Raw genomic sequence first — 17,000 nt, forward strand, 5'->3', positions numbered from 1 at the left:
CTATAATGGTTTTCCAGAATGGCGCACTTTACCAAACTAATTTCATTAAGTTTGGAAGTCCGAAAGGGGATACCCCTTTACCCCATAAAATTATTTTGTTGTTGTTGAGAAAAGACAAATGAGCCACCTCCGCGCTTCATCAGAAAACTGAAGGAACCTCCATTGAATCGAACTAATATTTTTTTTGGTGAATCGCATTCTGACTGGTTGCCTGTCAGAGGCGGAGAATCTGGTGATTTTGTTTTTCGACGTGGTGACGGGCATGCCTTCGCGAAAATCGCACCTGCTTCCCGCCGCGGTGAGCTCGCTGGAGAGCGTGACCGCCTCATTTGGCTCAAAGGTCGAGGTGTGGCTTGCCCCGAGGTGATCAACTGGCAGGAGGAACAGGAGGGTGCATGCTTGGTGATAACGGCAATTCCGGGAGTACCGGCGGCTGATCTGTCTGGAGCGGATTTGCTCAAAGCGTGGCCGTCAATGGGGCAGCAACTTGGCGCTGTTCACAGCCTATCGGTTGATCAATGTCCGTTTGAGCGCAGGCTGTCGCGAATGTTCGGACGCGCCGTTGATGTGGTGTCCCGCAATGCCGTCAATCCCGACTTCTTACCGGACGAGGACAAGAGTACGCCGCAGCTCGATCTTTTGGCTCGTGTCGAACGAGAGCTACCGGTGCGGCTCGACCAAGAGCGCACCGATATGGTTGTTTGCCATGGTGATCCCTGCATGCCGAACTTCATGGTGGACCCTAAAACTCTTCAATGCACGGGTCTGATCGACCTTGGGCGGCTCGGAACAGCAGATCGCTATGCCGATTTGGCACTCATGATTGCTAACGCCGAAGAGAACTGGGCAGCGCCAGATGAAGCAGAGCGCGCCTTCGCTGTCCTATTCAATGTATTGGGGATCGAAGCCCCCGACCGCGAACGCCTTGCCTTCTATCTGCGATTGGACCCTCTGACTTGGGGTTGATGTTCATGCCGCCTGTTTTTCCTGCTCATTGGCACGTTTCGCAACCTGTTCTCATTGCGGACACCTTTTCCAGCCTCGTTTGGAAAGTTTCATTGCCAGACGGGACTCCTGCAATCGTCAAGGGATTGAAACCTATAGAAGACATTGCTGATGAACTGCGCGGGGCCGACTATCTGGTATGGCGCAATGGGAGGGGAGCAGTCCGGTTGCTCGGTCGTGAGAACAATCTGATGTTGCTCGAATATGCCGGGGAGCGAATGCTCTCTCACATCGTTGCCGAGCACGGCGACTACCAGGCGACCGAAATTGCAGCGGAACTAATGGCGAAGCTGTATGCCGCATCTGAGGAACCCCTGCCTTCTGCCCTTCTCCCGATCCGGGATCGCTTTGCAGCTTTGTTTCAGCGGGCGCGCGATGATCAAAACGCAGGTTGTCAAACTGACTACGTCCACGCGGCGATTATAGCCGATCAAATGATGAGCAATGCCTCGGAACTGCGTGGGCTACATGGCGATCTGCATCATGAAAACATCATGTTCTCCAGTCGCGGCTGGCTGGTGATAGATCCCGTCGGTCTGGTCGGTGAAGTGGGCTTTGGCGCCGCCAATATGTTCTACGATCCGGCTGACAGAGACGACCTTTGTCTCGATCCTAGACGCATTGCACAGATGGCGGACGCATTCTCTCGTGCGCTGGACGTCGATCCGCGTCGCCTGCTCGACCAGGCGTACGCTTATGGGTGCCTTTCCGCAGCTTGGAACGCGGATGGAGAAGAGGAGCAACGCGATCTAGCTATCGCGGCCGCGATCAAGCAGGTGCGACAGACGTCATACTAGATATCAAGCGACTTCTCCTATCCCCTGGGAACACATCAATCTTACCGGAGAATATCGTTGGCCAAAGCCTTAGCGTAGGATTTCGCCCTCTCCCGCAAACGACCCCAAGAAAAACAGGCGTAGAGTTTAAAAAAATCTATGCCCCTGACAATGCAAAAGCAGAACTTTTAGACCGTCAAAGCCTTTGGAACATCGTTGAAAAAGTTGAAAACCGTAAAAACTCAGTCCTAGCAAGAGAGTTTGAAATTGCCTTTCCCCAAGAGCTAAACGCAGAACAACGCCAACAGCTCCTAGATGATTTATGCAAAAAGATTGTAGAGCGTCATAACGTCATCGTTGATGCTGTCATTCATGCCCCGCATACAAGGGGTGGAAGTGATGAACGAAACTATCATGCTCATATTCTGTTTACGAGCCGACAGCTAGACAAAGACACAGGCGAGTTTTCTAAAAATAAATTTCGTGATTTCAACAAAGAGAAATCATCCGAAACGGTTGCAGCTTGGCGTAAAGACTTTGCCGATCTTGCAAATCACTACCTAGAAAAAAATAACTTTGATGCCCGTATAGATCACCGCAGCTATGCAGACCGAGGAATTGATTTAGAAGCTACCTTGCATGAAGGAAGCGCAGTTACAGCCATGAAGCGTAAATATGAGCGTGAACAATTAAAACCAGTTGAAGAACGAAATCCAAAAATCATCATGCCGATCATTGCCCTAGAAAATAATGCAATCAAGGCTAGAAACGCTGAAAAACAGCAGATTTTAAAAGGATTAGAGCAAGAAATTGTCCTATCCAAAAAGGTTTTAGATGGTTTAAAGCAACTGGAACGGACTCAAAAAGCAAAAGATCAGCATGAAGCCGAGATTAGAGCCACAAAACAAGCTCATACAGCCACGGAAGCAAAAATACGTACAGAACCACCAAAACCTCAAGAAAATCGCTTAGAGCGCAAATCAGCGCAATCTAGCCCTATTGTTCAAGACACTTCGATAAGTGATAAAAAAATTGCTGTTCGTCTTTTTGAAACTAAAGTTCGCGCTTTAGCTGAAAAAATCCACCATCAGGAACTAGAAAACATCAAACAAAAAATGGGTGAATACATGGAATTGAGTAAAAATTTACTCAATCAGATAGAAACCCATAAAGAAAATAAGCCATTCAACCCCTTTAAAATCAAGGCATGGACAAAAGAATTAGATGATTTAGTCCATAAACATGACAATGGTATCAAAGCCCAGTATGACAACCTGAAAACCGATTATCAGAGAATAAAAAATCTTGGTGTTACACATGAACATTGGAAAAAAGCAGATGCTCAAATGTACCAGCTTGATAAAAACGCATATCAGAAGATCAAAGCGTTTGAGATAGAACTCAATGAGCGTAATTCAGCTATCAACATTAAAAAATCTTTAGAACAAGACAACGATAAGGGTCGTTAAATCTATCCTTTTTGTCTTTTAATTAAGAATATTTAAACAATATCAATATTTTATTAGCGAGTGTCTACGAGCGACACAACGAAAAGTTGCGCCTAGACTCCCTGAAAAACCGTTTTTAAGTGCCTTGAATCCTAGAAAACTCATATTTCCATGCAGACATTAGCACCTAGACCGAGCGAAGCGAGTGAAAAAACTATGAGCGAAGCGAATCCATAGTCGCTTTTGCTTTTTGAAGTCACAAACAGGATTAGAAAATAACTGCCCCCACGACCGAGCAAAGCGAGGTCAAAAAGTACGAGCAAAGCGAGTACATAGGGCAGTTATCCACAGGTTTTTTTAAATTTTTTCTTTTTTTAATATTTTTTAATATTTTTAAATATTTTTAGCTCCTCGCTATGCCTTGCTCTACGTGGCTTTGACGGGGGTAACTATGACAGATTGACGCACAACTATGACAGATTGACGCACAACTATGACAGATTGACGCACTAACTATGACAGATTGACGCACTTTTATGACATTTACAAACTTGTCATAGTATGACAATATAAAACTATGTCATAATTATAAGGTAATGTATAAAAGTGAATAGTGATTTAATCGTGATGGACAATAAGCTGAGGCACTGTTGCAAATAGTCGGTGGTGATAAACTTATCATCCCCTTTTGCTGATGGAGCTGCACATGAACCCATTCAAAGGCCGGCATTTTCAGCGTGACATCATTCTGTGGGCCGTACGCTGGTACTGCAAATACGGCATCAGTTACCGTGAGCTGCAGGAGATGCTGGCTGAACGCGGAGTGAATGTCGATCACTCCACGATTTACCGCTGGGTTCAGCGTTATGCGCCTGAAATGGAAAAACGGCTGCGCTGGTACTGGCGTAACCCTTCCGATCTTTGCCCGTGGCACATGGATGAAACCTACGTGAAGGTCAATGGCCGCTGGGCGTATCTGTACCGGGCCGTCGACAGCCGGGGCCGCACTGTCGATTTTTATCTCTCCTCCCGTCGTAACAGCAAAGCTGCATACCGGTTTCTGGGTAAAATCCTCAACAACGTGAAGAAGTGGCAGATCCCGCGATTCATCAACACGGATAAAGCGCCCGCCTATGGTCGCGCGCTTGCTCTGCTCAAACGCGAAGGCCGGTGCCCGTCTGACGTTGAACACCGACAGATTAAGGGGTCTGACGCTCAGTGGAACGAAAACTCACGTTAAGCAACGTTTTCTGCCTCTGACGCCTCTTTTAATGGTCTCAGATGTCCTTTGGTCACCAGTTCTGCCAGCGTGAAGGAATAATGGCCGAGCATATTGATATGTCCGTGGCAAAGCGGGGAGAGGCGTGCGATATCTTCATCATTCAGTGTTTCACCCTGCGCCCGGAGATGATCCAGGGCTGCCTGCATATAAATAGTGTTCCATAACACGACGGCGTTAGTGACCAGCCCCAGTGTGCCCAGTTGATCTTCCTGACCGTCGGTATATCGTTTTCTTATCTCACCTTTTTGACCGTGACAGATGGCTCTGGCAACGGCATGGCGACTTTCTCCCCGATTAAGCTGGGTCAGAATGCGCCGGCGGTAATCTTCATCATCAATATAATTAAGCAGATACAGCGTTTTGTTGATGCGCCCCACTTCAATGATTGCCTGAGTCAGTCCGGAAGGACGTTCACTTTTCAGCAATGAACGGACCAGCACTGAAACCTGTACTTTGCCCAGCTTCAGGGAGCCAGCGGTCCGGATCATTTCGTCCCACTGAAGGACTATTTTTCGGGGATCTGATTGCCCTCTGGCAATATCATTCAGCACGCCATAGTCGGCATCATGGTCCATTCGCCAGAAAACCGAAGCACCGGCATCAGCCAGGCGTGGAGAAAACTGGTATCCCAGCAGCCAGAAAAGGCCAAAGACAAGTTCGCTGGCACCTGCTGTATCGGTCATAATTTCGGTTGGATTCAGCCCGGTCTCCTGTTCCAGAAGACCTTCCAGCACAAAGATAGAGTCCCTCAGCGTCCCCGGTATAACGATGCCATGAAAGCCGGAATACTGATCGGACACAAAGTTGTACCAGGTGATCCCTCTGTTATTACCAAAGTATTTGCGGTTCGGTCCGGCATTGATTGTTCTGACTGGCGTAACAAAGCGCATTCCATCTGCAGATGCCACTTCTCCTCCACCCCATATCTGTGCCAGTGGCAGCGTTGCCTGAAAATCAACCAGTCTGGCATTAGCGCTGGTGATAGTTTCAGCCCGCAGATAGTTCGCTTTTGTCCAGTTCAGCCGGTGTCGGGTCAGTGCAGGAACATTTGATCTGATCAGTGGTTCCAGACCGATATTGCAGGCTTCAGCCATCAGCACGGCGCTGATGCTGACGGGCAGATCATCAACTCTGGCACTGGCTTCACTAGCATGGAAAAACTCATCAGCAAATCCGGTATGGGCGTTAATTTCGAGCAGCAACTCCGTTAAATCCACCGGAGGGAGTAGATCACTGATCATTTTGCTCAGTCGTTTCAGACTGTCCGGCTCATCAAGACTGGCGAGGGGAGAAATTGTCAACCGGGGCTTCGGGCCAGAAACATCGAGTTCGACAGCCTCATTTTCGCAAAGACGTGCAGCAACCTGTCTGTAACGACTATCAAGCTGATGACCCAGAGATTTTATTGCTTCCTGCGGGTCTGTCGGGTGCCCCAAAGAACGATAAACCTTAATCCGGTTTGCCTGCCAGTCAGCACCCTGTAGTAATCTTGCACGAGGATCTCCCCACCGGTTACTGCCGGTAACGTAGACATCCCTCCGCCTCAGACTATCCTGCAGTTTACTGAGAAAGCAGAGCGTGTATCCCCTGCGGGTGATATGTTTTTCCTTGTTAATCACCAGCCGTTTCCATGACCGACTGATAATTTCCGTTGGTGCGTCGTCAAAAAACTGCCGCCGTGAGCTGAACTCCCGGCTGAGGTAGTCACAGGCATTCAGAGTGGTAACCCCGGCAGGTGCGGATGAAAATTTAACGGTATTCAGCAGATGGGGCAGGAAACGACGAACGCGCCCGTACTGCTCCACCATTTCTTCATGAAAATTATCGTCTGAGGGCCGGGAAATTTCACGGACAAGCGTGATGATTTCAGCCAGCTTTTGCCTTGGGATGTAGCTGAACACCTCAGCACGAATCGATTCGTCCGGTGTTTCTTCTTTCAGCAGGTACGAACATGCGCTGGCGAGCGCCAATGCAGATTTATCCAGATCCTTCAGCGAGCGGAGCCGTTTTTTCTGCCCAATCTTTCTGGCGTCACGGATGATAACGGCCAGCATGGCGTCCAGAACGTCCAATGCATCATCCAGCGCCAGCGTTTCCCATGCAAGGACAAAGGCAACCAGAACCGCCATCCTTTTCTGCGGTGACATCCTGGCAATATTGAACACCGAAGTCATACCAGCATAACGTGCGAGATTTTTCAGGCGCACAGCCGGGAGTGTACTCAGGTTTTCAGCATGCAGGCCAAAATCGTTCAGAGTTTTCCAGCGTTCAATTGCTTCATTAAACGCCGGACCACTGATGGTCACAGGGCCCTTTTTCAGTGATTCCAGTAAAGACAGGCGGCTGCAATCAGTTGGCCCCAGCAGCATCTCCAGCTGTGAACGCTGTTCGGCTGACGGTATCAGTGCCAGTTTGTTCCACAGGCGCAACGTCGCCTTTTCCCTTACCTCTGAAATCAACCGGGTCAGCGTAGTGGCTCCGGGGAGAATAATACGATGTTGCATAAGCCACCCTGTCGCCAGATCGAAAAGCAGGCCAGGACGTTCGTTGCTTATCCAGCTCCGGGTATATAAAAGACGGGTAAGGCGAAATGTCCAGGGCCAGGCAAATTCACGATACTGATAGTGCTGACGTATCAGCGCTGCATGCTCACGGCGGGTATTTTCCCTCTGACCGTATTCTGCAAGAACGGTGATATCACGAATCCCGAGCTGTCTGGCGGTAAAATGCCGGACGCCGGAAGGAATATGATTCATATCGGTGAGGAAGGTGCCCAGAAAACGGACACATCCAATTTGCAGGGCAATGCCCAGACGGTTGTGATCACCTCTGCTTTTTCCGATAAATTCCTTGTCTGCTTCATCAAGGTGAAAATATCGTGCCAGCTGAAGCTCATCCGGTTCACCGGTGAATCTGCCATAGCTTTCAGTCTGCTCAGTGGTCAGAAAGTCAACGGGCATATCGGCCTCCCTGCCTGACGGGCATTTAGTAACATTTTTCCAACCGTCATGAAATGTTATAAATTATCGGACATCGTAAAACTGTTACATTAATATGTCTATTAAATCGTAAATTTGTAATAATAGACATGAGTTGTCCGATATTCGATTTAAGGTACATTTTTATGCGACTTTTTGGTTACGCTCGGGTCTCAACCAGTCAGCAGTCTCTTGATCTTCAGGTCAGAGCACTCAAAGACGCAGGTGTGAAAGCAAACCGTATATTTACCGATAAGGCATCCGGCAGTTCAACAGACCGGGAAGGGCTGGATTTGCTGAGGATGAAGGTGGAGGAAGGTGATGTCATTCTGGTTAAGAAGCTCGACCGTCTTGGCCGCGACACTGCCGATATGATCCAACTGATAAAGGAATTTGACGCTCAGGGCGTGGCAGTCCGGTTCATTGATGACGGGATCAGTACCGACGGTGATATGGGGCAAATGGTGGTCACCATCCTGTCGGCTGTGGCACAGGCTGAACGCCGGAGGATCCTAGAACGCACGAATGAGGGCCGACAGGAAGCAAAGCTGAAAGGAATCAAATTTGGCCGCAGGCGTACCGTGGACAGGAACGTCGTGCTGACGCTTCATCAGAAGGGCACTGGTGCAACGGAAATTGCTCATCAGCTCAGTATTGCCCGCTCCACGGTTTATAAAATTCTTGAAGACGAAAGGGCCTCGTGATACGCTTATTTTTATAGGTTAATGTCATGATAATAATGGTTTCTTAGACGTCAGGTGGCACTTTTCGGGGAAATGTGCGCGGAACCCCTATTTGTTTATTTTTCTAAATACATTCAAATATGTATCCGCTCATGAGACAATAACCCTGGTAAATGCTTCAATAATATTGAAAAAGGAAGAGTATGAGTATTCAACATTTTCGTGTCGCCCTTATTCCCTTTTTTGCGGCATTTTGCCTTCCTGTTTTTGCTCACCCAGAAACGCTGGTGAAAGTAAAAGATGCTGAAGATCAGTTGGGTGCACGAGTGGGTTACATCGAACTGGATCTCAACAGCGGTAAGATCCTTGAGAGTTTTCGCCCCGAAGAACGTTTTCCAATGATGAGCACTTTTAAAGTTCTGCTATGTGGTGCGGTATTATCCCGTGTTGACGCCGGGCAAGAGCAACTCGGTCGCCGCATACACTATTCTCAGAATGACTTGGTTGAGTACTCACCAGTCACAGAAAAGCATCTTACGGATGGCATGACAGTAAGAGAATTATGCAGTGCTGCCATAACCATGAGTGATAACACTGCTGCCAACTTACTTCTGACAACGATCGGAGGACCGAAGGAGCTAACCGCTTTTTTGCACAACATGGGGGATCATGTAACTCGCCTTGATCGTTGGGAACCGGAGCTGAATGAAGCCATACCAAACGACGAGCGTGACACCACGATGCCTGCAGCAATGGCAACAACGTTGCGCAAACTATTAACTGGCGAACTACTTACTCTAGCTTCCCGGCAACAATTAATAGACTGGATGGAGGCGGATAAAGTTGCAGGACCACTTCTGCGCTCGGCCCTTCCGGCTGGCTGGTTTATTGCTGATAAATCTGGAGCCGGTGAGCGTGGGTCTCGCGGTATCATTGCAGCACTGGGGCCAGATGGTAAGCCCTCCCGTATCGTAGTTATCTACACGACGGGGAGTCAGGCAACTATGGATGAACGAAATAGACAGATCGCTGAGATAGGTGCCTCACTGATTAAGCATTGGTAACTGTCAGACCAAGTTTACTCATATATACTTTAGATTTGAAATGTAAGGCCTTTGAATAAGACAAAAGGCTGCCTCATCGCTAACTTTGCAACAGTGCCTCTCGATAGGTATAGTGTTTTGCAGTTTAGAGGAGATATCGCGATGCATACGCGGAAGGCAATAACGGAGGCAATTCGAAAACTCGGAGTCCAAACCGGTGACCTGTTGATGGTGCATGCCTCACTTAAAGCGATTGGTCCGGTCGAAGGAGGAGCGGAGACGGTCGTTGCCGCGTTACGCTCCGCGGTTGGGCCGACTGGCACTGTGATGGGATACGCGTCGTGGGACCGATCACCCTACGAGGAGACTCTGAATGGCGCTCGGTTGGATGACAAAGCCCGCCGTACCTGGCCGCCGTTCGATCCCGCAACGGCCGGGACTTACCGTGGGTTCGGCCTGCTGAATCAATTTCTGGTTCAAGCCCCCGGCGCGCGGCGCAGCGCGCACCCCGATGCATCGATGGTCGCGGTTGGTCCGCTAGCTGAAACGCTGACGGAGCCTCACGAACTCGGTCACGCCTTGGGGGAAGGGTCGCCCGTCGAGCGGTTCGTCCGCCTTGGCGGGAAGGCCCTGCTGTTGGGTGCGCCGCTAAACTCCGTTACCGCATTGCACTACGCCGAGGCGGTTGCGGATATCCCCAACAAACGATGGGTGACGTATGAGATGCCGATGCTTGGAAGAAACGGTGAAGTCGCCTGGAAAACGGCATCAGAATACGATTCAAACGGCATTCTCGATTGCTTTGCTATCGAAGGAAAGCCGGATGCGGTCGAAACTATAGCAAATGCTTACGTGAAGCTCGGTCGCCATCGAGAAGGTGTCGTGGGCTTTGCTCAGTGCTACCTGTTCGACGCGCAGGACATCGTGACGTTCGGCGTCACCTATCTTGAGAAGCACTTCGGAGCCACTCCGATCGTGCCAGCACACGAAGCCGCCCAGCGCTCTTGCGAGCCTTCCGGTTAGAGGCCGTCGACAATGATAATCTGGATCAACGGACCTTTCGGCGCCGGAAAGACGACTCTCGCTGAGCGGCTGCGCGATCGGCGTCCGAAATCGCTGATCTTTGACCCTGAGGAAATCGGGTTCGTGGTGAAAGAAACGGTCCCCATACCAGCGAGCGGAGACTATCAGGATCTCCCCTTGTGGAGGGGACTTACGATCGCTGCGGTCAGCGAGATTCGCAGGAATTACTCGCAGGACATCATCATCCCAATGACGCTCGTGCACCCGGACTATCAGAGGTGGCTCGGGAAATCTGCACAGCGGTGATAAGTGGAATTTCTGCCTGACTTCGGCTTAGATGCCGGGAACAGGAGATACCATGACAAGACGACCGCGCCGGAACCACAGCCCGGCTTTCAAGGCAAAAGTGGCGCTCGCCGCGATCCGAGGTGAGCAGACGCTGGTGGAATTGTCCCAGCAGTTCGACGTGCATGCCAACCAGATCAAACAGTGGAAAGACCAGCTCCTTGATGGGGCGACAGGCGTTTTCGGCGATGAAGCGAAGGCGGAACCGGCAGGTCCAACCGTCGATGTCAAAACGCTGCACGCCAAAATAGGCGAACTGACATTGGAGAATGATTTTTTAGCCGGAGCGCTCGGCAAAGCGGGATTGCTGGGCGGAAAGAAATGATCGACCGAACACACAAACTGTCGGTCGCACGTCAGGCCAGGCTTCTCGGCTTCAGCCGTGGCAGTGTCTACTATTCTCCACGTCAAGTGTCCGACGGCGATCTGGACCTGATGCGGCGGATCGACGAACTGCACCTCGACTATCCGTTCGCCGGAAGTCGGATGTTGCAAGGGCTTTTGAGGGGTGAAGGGACCGAGGTCGGGCGGTTGCACGTCGCCACGCTGATGAAGAAGATGGGCATCGAGGCAATCTACCGTCGCCCGAACACCTCCAAACCAGCGCCAGGTCACAAAATCTATCCTTATCTCCTGCGCAAGCTGGCGGTCACCCGGCCCAACCAGGTCTGGGCAATGGACATAACGTATGTGCCGATGGCGCGGGGATTCGTCTATCTCTGCGCCGTCGTGGACTGGTTTAGCCGGCGGGTTCTGTCCTGGCGGCTGTCGATCACGATGGAGGCGGACTTCTGCATCGAAGCGGTCGAGGACGCGCTGGCCCGCTATGGAAAGCCTGAAATATTCAACACCGATCAGGGTTCGCAGTTCACCTCCATCGACTTCACAGCCGTGCTGAAGAAGGCGGAGATCGCCATCTCGATGGATGGCAAGGGCGCGTGGCGCGACAACGTCTTCGTCGAGCGGCTCTGGCGGTCGATCAAATACGAAGAGGTCTATCTCCACGCCTACAAGACCGTATCCGAGGCTCGCGCTGGCATCGGCCGCTATCTCGCCTTCTACAATAGCCGACGTCCACATTCATCCCTTGACCGGCAGACGCCGGATCAGGCCTACTTCAACGCGCTGGCACCAATGATGGTGGCGGCATAATCAAGGCGGAAATCCACTTAGCAAAACGCCCAAAACTGTTCAGACAAACCGAGCCACCTCTGGTCGACCATATTTTTCAATCGCTTCATTTAAAGCCGAAATACAAAAATCCACCTCCATACTAATCGATACCCTATGCGCAAGTACCTTGCGGCTATGCCAATCAATCACAGCACATAAATAAACAAAGCCTTTTGCCATAGGGATATACGTTATATCCGTAGACCACACTTGATTACTGCGCTGAATAGCCAACCCTTTGAGCAGATATGGATATTTACGGTGAGCTTGATTAGCCTGGCTTAAATTTGGTTTGCAATATAACGCCTGAATACCCATTTTCTTCATTAAAGTACGTGTATGACGTCGTCCTATATGATGTCCTTGACGATTCAACAAATCACGCATCATACGACTGCCTGCAAAAGGATATTGCATATGTAATTCATCAATACATCGCATCAGCTTCAGATCTGATGCACTCACAGGTTTTGGGCGATAGTAATAACAACCACGGGAGACTTTCAGCAGCTTAGCTTGCTTAGATACTGAAATCTGAAGTGAGTCGTCGATTAACTTTTGTGGTTGAAGCGGCCCAGTTTCTTCAACACACCTTCTAAAAAATCAATTTCTAATGCCTGCTCACCGATTTTTGCATGTAGTTTTTTTAGATCGATGGGTGGTTCTGTTGGAGCTTTTGATTGATCGAAAGCTTGCGAGGAAGCTGAGATCAATTGATTTTTCCAGTCAATAATTTGGTTTTGATGAACATCAAACTCAGCACTCAATTCAGCAAGTGTTTTTTCTGCTTTAATCGCAGCAAGTGCTACCTTAGCTTTAAAATCATTTGAATGATTTCTTCTTGGTCTACGTGCCATAAAATACTCCATATATTGATGTTTATAACATCATTTGAGGAGCAGAATATCACTTATAGGAGTTGTTCAAATTTACGGATCCATCTCTAGAGTAAAGTACTCTCGTACAATAACTATTGTAATGCTACTAATTAAGTTGCTTAAATCTAAATAATTAAACATAGCTGCAAACATGAATCTCAATTTTTTATTCGGCTTTATCATAATTATTGTTGGCGGTGGTGCAGCAATAGTTGCGCTTCGTTCAATGTTAGAAAATGAAATTTTTATGAAGGATAGTATATGGCTATGAATAATTCTAAATTCGATAAATACTTATTGCGCTCATTTTTAAAAAATACTGGACTTGCAATAATTTCAATTAGTGCAATAGCATTGGTTATATTTGCATGTTATGTGGTTTATATAGGAATAGGAAAAGCATCAACTTATGTATTCAATAACTTTGTACTAACTCTAAAAACTATTGGCTATATCGTATTATTTTTAATCGCTTTAAATTTAGTTATCTGTTTTATTGAAAATGTTATCAAAGAAGCCAATCAAAAAAGGAGTGAAGATAGTTCAGAAGATAATGTATGAGGGTAATAAAAAGTATCATACTGGCTTACTCTCAACACTTTGATTTTTTGGTCTTTATCTCCATCAAGTGTATTTTCTAAAATATAGTATGAATCTTTTACCCTCATACACTAAGGGGTTAAGAAAGGTTTCGGCAAGAAACGCCCCTCAACAAAACACCTACGATAAAAAAGTTTTAGTGATCGTGGTGATCTGTATCAATTACGTCATTATTGTTTGCATTAAACTTAGCCTGCTCTTTATAAAAATTATAGTCGGCATTGTCGTATACAAGCTCTTTTGGGTAAGGGATACCCATTTCATCAAGCTTTAAAGCGTAATAATGCGGTATTGGCTTGGTTGGATTGAAGTATGGTTCAGGGTAGTACTGAGTAACGACTTTAGCGGAGTAGGAATTAACGAGTTGATCTACATCGCTTTCTATTGTTTTTTGTTGGTCATTGTAATAAGAGTCAACAAGCTCTTTGTCTGAGTGGCTTGCTGCACAACCTGAAAATATTAAAGGTATTAAAATAGCGATAATTCTATAATGTTTCATTTTAAATAGGCCCAGGTGTAGTGTATATTTAATGGAACGTTAAAATACTTTTGATTATACATGACTTTTAAAGATGCTGTAACACCACCTTTTAGCAGAGGAAAAAGAGAACATAAGTTCTTGGCTAAAATGTTAAAATCTGAAAAAGATAAGATTAAGCTTTATACCAAAAGTTTAAGAAAAATTACTTTTAATGAGCTTTTAATTAGAGCAACTTTAATTTTAGTTGTGGTTTTTGCGTTAAGTTTTTGTATCTTTGGCGTATACCTATCTTTGAACGGTTTATTCTCAAAAGATGTGCATTTAGGAATGATTGGCATTATAGGTGATAGTAGTAGAATAATATTATGTACCATCTCAGCTATATTGTGCGCGGTTACAGCTTTCAAACTGTTTAAGAAAGCAAAAATTGACTGGAAAGAACATCAGTCATCAAAACGATATGCCAAAGCAATAACGAAAGAGTACCAGTCATTAAATAATTTGATTTTGGAACAGATTAAACAAGATAAAACAGGCAGTTATTGGCTGAACAGCAAAGAGATCCTGAGCATAACAGAGCAATACGAAGATAACATAAATGAAAACACAAAAGATTATCTGGTAAGTTTTACGCAAGATACGACTAAAAAGTATGTTAGGTTTTACATATATAATAATTCGCATATCTCTAATGGGTATACCAATGTTTTACATATACACTCGACTACTTTAACAATTTATTCACACTGTCTAAGTTATTCGGATTCGTTGAGTGTTAAAGACCTTTTAGATATTTCTGTTAAAAGTATTTGCATAAATTATTAGTTTTACTATAATACTTTTAAGAACAAAATTTAAATGTTTCTTACGACATTAAAAGAATGGGAGGCTTATAGCTTCCCATTTTTCTTTTTAAAATAACTATTATTTTTCTAAAACATCATTTGCCTTTTTCTCAAAACCCTTAACTTCTGCTAAAAGTTCTTCATTTTGGGCCATTGTGTCAGTAAAGGTCTGTTTCGAGAATTTAATGAATTCCAATGCATCATTGATCGATTGCTCTTTGCTTGGCTTCACGTACTTCGGGAGCTTATTGAATTCAGTATCCACATTTCTTTTGATCGCAGAAAAGTCTTTATCAAGCGACTCGAATGCTGCACTGGTTGACTCAAGCTGTATACGTTCAGAAACTCTATGGTCGATGTTTTGGAACACCAGGAACACACATACAAAAACTAAACTAGCAATTAAACTATTTTTTAGAACAACTGTATCCATTTTAAAACCCTTTAACATTTCTTTGATATTTTTAGTATAATCACTTTAATGTCTTTAAAATTTTTTTAAAAAATATGTCTAAAGCCTCCAACGTTGAGCTCTTAAACTTTTATAGTCTTGTTAAAGTACCTTTTAAATATGCTCACAAAGAGGTGTTGTTCTCCATTTCTATTTTATATTTTAACGGTAAAACTAAATCATACGTTCATTATCACAAATTTGAAGATGAAGAATTGCAGACTGTTCTAGGGTATGTGGTTTCGGAGAGTCTGGCGTGGACCTTTGGATCTTTGAAAACTGATAAATTCACTGTTAATCAGAATTTTATTTTCAATACTGTGCAAGAAGTGGAAAAAAGCCTTAAAGAACAAATAAATGCTTTATATAAAAGCACGGGTATAAATGCTAAGTTTTCCATGCAATATGCCTTAAAGGATAAGCCATCTGCAGAAAACAACGACTTATTAGAGAAGATATTTGCGATTGATAAAATGCTACCATTTGCTTTTACATTTAATAATAACGGCGGTTATGAAGTTGCATTAAAAGAATGTTCGTTAAAACTAATTAATGATATTGGGTTTTTCGCTTAAAAGTCCTTAAACTATTAAATACCACTTCATTAATACTTATTTTTAATTATAATGTGGGGTATTAGTAGTTTTAAGTTAGGTCATTAATTAGTGAATAAGAAAACCCTTACCATAGCGATATTGTCAGTTTTGCTATTTGGTTGTGATAAGTTAAAGCCTTCAAATACTGATACTGCATCTCAAGAAGAACAAATAGATCCCATTGAAAAGAAAGTTGAGGAACAAGTTCGCAAATATGATGAACGTGTTACCACTTACAATCCATCTAACTACAAATTACCTCAATCAAGCCTTTCTACCACCAGCCACAAAGTAGCGTGTAATTTTGGTGTAGGGGGAGATCTACCAGCTTTGGCATCAAATGGCATGTTCTCACAGCCGTTATATCGTATTGAAGCTGAGCAGATCATGGATAAAGTTCAGGGCGATGTGATGTATGCCCCTTATTCAATCGCGACATCTGTTGAGGGTGATGTTTTATATGAATCTGAAATTGATAGCTTTGATCGACAGTTAAATACATTACGAAGTTATCAAATTAAATCATCTGAACAAAATATCATTTCGTCATCTGGCTTTTACACCAATTCAAACAAAGCTGTTCGTATGGCACCTATCCGCAGTTACCCGGTTGCTTATGTGAAGCGCTTGGACGGCGATATTGTTTCTACATCTATGTTTAATGATGCATGCGACAAAGAAGTAGGTGTACGTAACTACAAATGGCGCGAAATTGATGTGTCGGGCAAACCATATGCAAGTTTAGCATCCACTGTATCTGAGCAAATTGTTCGGGTGAATCAGTTTGGCATGTTCACCAGTGCATCAAATTTTTACAGCTACTTCAGTAGTGAGTTTGGCAACTTCTTGGATGCAAATAACAAGTTTAGATCCGCATTGGAGAAATCAGGACGTTTCCCTAAAGGTTCAAAAATCTACGTTCCATCTGAGATTAAAACGACTGATGAAACACTGGTGATTACGAAGAACCCTGAGCTTGAAATTACAGACTTCCAAAAAGACAAGGTTTTAGAGGCATACAACAAAGAGGCCAAAATACGGAATCTTGGCCAGATCGTATTCAAGGTCTACAACCTCAAAAACAATACTGTTTTCTATACACCATGGAATGAAACCAAGCACCGTGAAGCGGTCGAGTTTGAACCTATTGTTGTTATCGATGGCAAGGCTTATTCAGCAGTTTGGCATGTTCCTAATACTTTGACATTCAATGATTCGACCAGTGCTGGAAACTTAACGTATTACAACGCTACGGCGCATAACGCATTCGTCAATGCTGTTAAAGGTATATACCAAGGTCAGCAAAGCATGGTTGGTACAGAGCACGAAGATGATACCGAATATTCAATGAAGACTGCAGTTGAATACCAGAAAGCCCAGGCAGAGAAATAAT

At 45.6% G+C, this 17,000-nt stretch carries 14 protein-coding genes and 3 pseudogenes; 13 read left to right on the forward strand and 4 right to left on the reverse strand.

Annotated elements, in window-relative coordinates; genetic code table 11:
* The first annotated feature begins 162 nt into the window (after positions 1-162).
* From aph(3'')-Ib to ACZ8ZH_RS18170, 4 genes and pseudogenes are all read left to right on the forward strand, one after another.
* A complete protein-coding gene (aph(3'')-Ib, locus tag ACZ8ZH_RS18155; protein WP_001082319.1) occupies positions 163-966 on the forward strand; it encodes an aminoglycoside O-phosphotransferase APH(3'')-Ib in 804 nt (267 codons plus the stop codon).
* Positions 966-1,802, forward strand: coding sequence for an aminoglycoside O-phosphotransferase APH(6)-Id (locus tag ACZ8ZH_RS18160; RefSeq protein ID WP_000480968.1), 837 nt, complete (start codon positions 966-968; stop codon positions 1,800-1,802). Before aph(3'')-Ib ends, ACZ8ZH_RS18160 begins: the two co-directional genes overlap by 1 nt.
* Positions 1,721-3,250 carry a MobA/MobL family protein gene (locus ACZ8ZH_RS18165; protein WP_010591596.1) on the forward strand — a complete coding sequence of 510 codons (1,530 nt, stop codon included), beginning with the start codon at positions 1,721-1,723 and terminating at the stop codon, positions 3,248-3,250. Before ACZ8ZH_RS18160 ends, ACZ8ZH_RS18165 begins: the two co-directional genes overlap by 82 nt.
* A 685-nt stretch (positions 3,251-3,935) precedes the next feature.
* Positions 3,936-4,433: pseudogene (locus ACZ8ZH_RS18170) on the forward strand (IS6-like element IS26 family transposase); the annotation flags it as partial.
* 32 nt (positions 4,434-4,465) lie between these two features.
* Here ACZ8ZH_RS18170 and ACZ8ZH_RS18175 read toward each other — a convergent pair.
* Positions 4,466-7,471 (reverse strand): Tn3-like element Tn3 family transposase, encoded by a 3,006-nt coding sequence (locus ACZ8ZH_RS18175; RefSeq protein ID WP_021529705.1) that lies wholly within the window; start codon positions 7,469-7,471, stop codon positions 4,466-4,468.
* A 164-nt stretch (positions 7,472-7,635) separates the two neighbouring features.
* Here ACZ8ZH_RS18175 and ACZ8ZH_RS18180 point away from each other — a divergent pair, with 164 nt between their 5' ends.
* From ACZ8ZH_RS18180 to ACZ8ZH_RS18200, 5 genes and pseudogenes are all read left to right on the forward strand, one after another.
* Positions 7,636-8,193, forward strand: coding sequence for a recombinase family protein (locus ACZ8ZH_RS18180; RefSeq protein ID WP_001235713.1), 558 nt, complete (start codon positions 7,636-7,638; stop codon positions 8,191-8,193).
* A gap of 182 nt (positions 8,194-8,375) precedes the next feature.
* On the forward strand, positions 8,376-9,236 hold the full coding sequence (locus ACZ8ZH_RS18185) for a broad-spectrum class A beta-lactamase TEM-1 (protein WP_000027057.1): 861 nt from the start codon (positions 8,376-8,378) through the stop codon (positions 9,234-9,236).
* A gap of 141 nt (positions 9,237-9,377) precedes the next feature.
* On the forward strand, positions 9,378-10,238 hold the full coding sequence (gene aac(3)-IIe, locus ACZ8ZH_RS18190; RefSeq protein ID WP_000557452.1) for an aminoglycoside N-acetyltransferase AAC(3)-IIe: 861 nt from the start codon (positions 9,378-9,380) through the stop codon (positions 10,236-10,238).
* Between the two features lie 12 nt (positions 10,239-10,250).
* Positions 10,251-10,511: pseudogene (locus tag ACZ8ZH_RS18195) on the forward strand (ATP-binding protein); the annotation flags it as partial.
* A gap of 85 nt (positions 10,512-10,596) precedes the next feature.
* Positions 10,597-11,735 (forward strand): IS3-like element ISKpn11 family transposase gene (locus ACZ8ZH_RS18200; protein WP_162832797.1). Its coding sequence is split into 2 segments (ribosomal slippage): positions 10,597-10,864 and positions 10,864-11,735, totalling 1,140 coding nucleotides; the frame shifts between segments, so codons are not numbered across the junction.
* Positions 11,736-11,789: 54 nt separating this feature from the next.
* On the opposite strand, the pseudogene ACZ8ZH_RS18205 reads toward ACZ8ZH_RS18200, so the two are convergent.
* Positions 11,790-12,625: pseudogene (locus tag ACZ8ZH_RS18205) on the reverse strand (IS3-like element ISAba14 family transposase); the annotation flags it as partial.
* Positions 12,626-12,895: 270 nt separating this feature from the next.
* Between ACZ8ZH_RS18205 and ACZ8ZH_RS18210 the strand changes: the two are divergent.
* The gene (locus ACZ8ZH_RS18210; protein WP_005005752.1) at positions 12,896-13,195 is read left to right on the forward strand and encodes a hypothetical protein; all 300 of its coding nucleotides are present in this window, start codon (positions 12,896-12,898) and stop codon (positions 13,193-13,195) included.
* A 175-nt stretch (positions 13,196-13,370) separates the two neighbouring features.
* Here ACZ8ZH_RS18210 and ACZ8ZH_RS18215 read toward each other — a convergent pair whose 3' ends face one another.
* Complete coding sequence (locus ACZ8ZH_RS18215; protein ID WP_005005750.1) at positions 13,371-13,733, reverse strand: hypothetical protein; 363 nt, start codon at positions 13,731-13,733, stop codon at positions 13,371-13,373.
* A 60-nt stretch (positions 13,734-13,793) separates the two neighbouring features.
* On the opposite strand from ACZ8ZH_RS18215, the gene ACZ8ZH_RS18220 reads away from it, so the two are divergent.
* On the forward strand, positions 13,794-14,540 hold the full coding sequence (locus ACZ8ZH_RS18220; protein WP_005005749.1) for a hypothetical protein: 747 nt from the start codon (positions 13,794-13,796) through the stop codon (positions 14,538-14,540).
* Between the two features lie 99 nt (positions 14,541-14,639).
* Here ACZ8ZH_RS18220 and ACZ8ZH_RS18225 read toward each other — a convergent pair whose 3' ends face one another.
* On the reverse strand, positions 14,640-14,993 hold the full coding sequence (locus ACZ8ZH_RS18225; protein ID WP_005005748.1) for a hypothetical protein: 354 nt from the start codon (positions 14,991-14,993) through the stop codon (positions 14,640-14,642).
* 74 nt (positions 14,994-15,067) lie between these two features.
* On the opposite strand from ACZ8ZH_RS18225, the gene ACZ8ZH_RS18230 reads away from it, so the two are divergent.
* Entirely contained in the window at positions 15,068-15,586 is a 519-nt protein-coding gene (locus tag ACZ8ZH_RS18230; protein WP_005005747.1) for a hypothetical protein, read from the forward strand.
* 90 nt (positions 15,587-15,676) lie between these two features.
* Positions 15,677-16,999, forward strand: coding sequence for a hypothetical protein (locus ACZ8ZH_RS18235; protein WP_005005746.1), 1,323 nt, complete (start codon positions 15,677-15,679; stop codon positions 16,997-16,999).
* Position 17,000 lies beyond the last annotated feature (1 nt).

The sequence above is a fragment of the Acinetobacter sp. SW-226 genome, from assembly GCF_055632855.1.

Bases quoted from the DNA above. Each gene is read 5' to 3' on its own strand.
- ACZ8ZH_RS18160 (WP_000480968.1), top strand. From the start codon at position 966: ATGTTCATGCCGCCTGTTTTTCCTGCTCATTGGCACGTTTCGCAACCT.
- ACZ8ZH_RS18210 (WP_005005752.1), top strand. From the start codon at position 12,896: ATGGCTATGAATAATTCTAAATTCGATAAATACTTATTGCGCTCATTT.
- ACZ8ZH_RS18185 (WP_000027057.1), top strand. From the start codon at position 8,376: ATGAGTATTCAACATTTTCGTGTCGCCCTTATTCCCTTTTTTGCGGCA.
- ACZ8ZH_RS18230 (WP_005005747.1), top strand. From the start codon at position 15,068: ATGTCTAAAGCCTCCAACGTTGAGCTCTTAAACTTTTATAGTCTTGTT.
- ACZ8ZH_RS18215 (WP_005005750.1), bottom strand. From the start codon at position 13,733: ATGAAACATTATAGAATTATCGCTATTTTAATACCTTTAATATTTTCA.
- ACZ8ZH_RS18175 (WP_021529705.1), bottom strand. From the start codon at position 7,471: ATGCCCGTTGACTTTCTGACCACTGAGCAGACTGAAAGCTATGGCAGA.
- ACZ8ZH_RS18180 (WP_001235713.1), top strand. From the start codon at position 7,636: ATGCGACTTTTTGGTTACGCTCGGGTCTCAACCAGTCAGCAGTCTCTT.
- ACZ8ZH_RS18220 (WP_005005749.1), top strand. From the start codon at position 13,794: ATGACTTTTAAAGATGCTGTAACACCACCTTTTAGCAGAGGAAAAAGA.
- ACZ8ZH_RS18225 (WP_005005748.1), bottom strand. From the start codon at position 14,993: ATGGATACAGTTGTTCTAAAAAATAGTTTAATTGCTAGTTTAGTTTTT.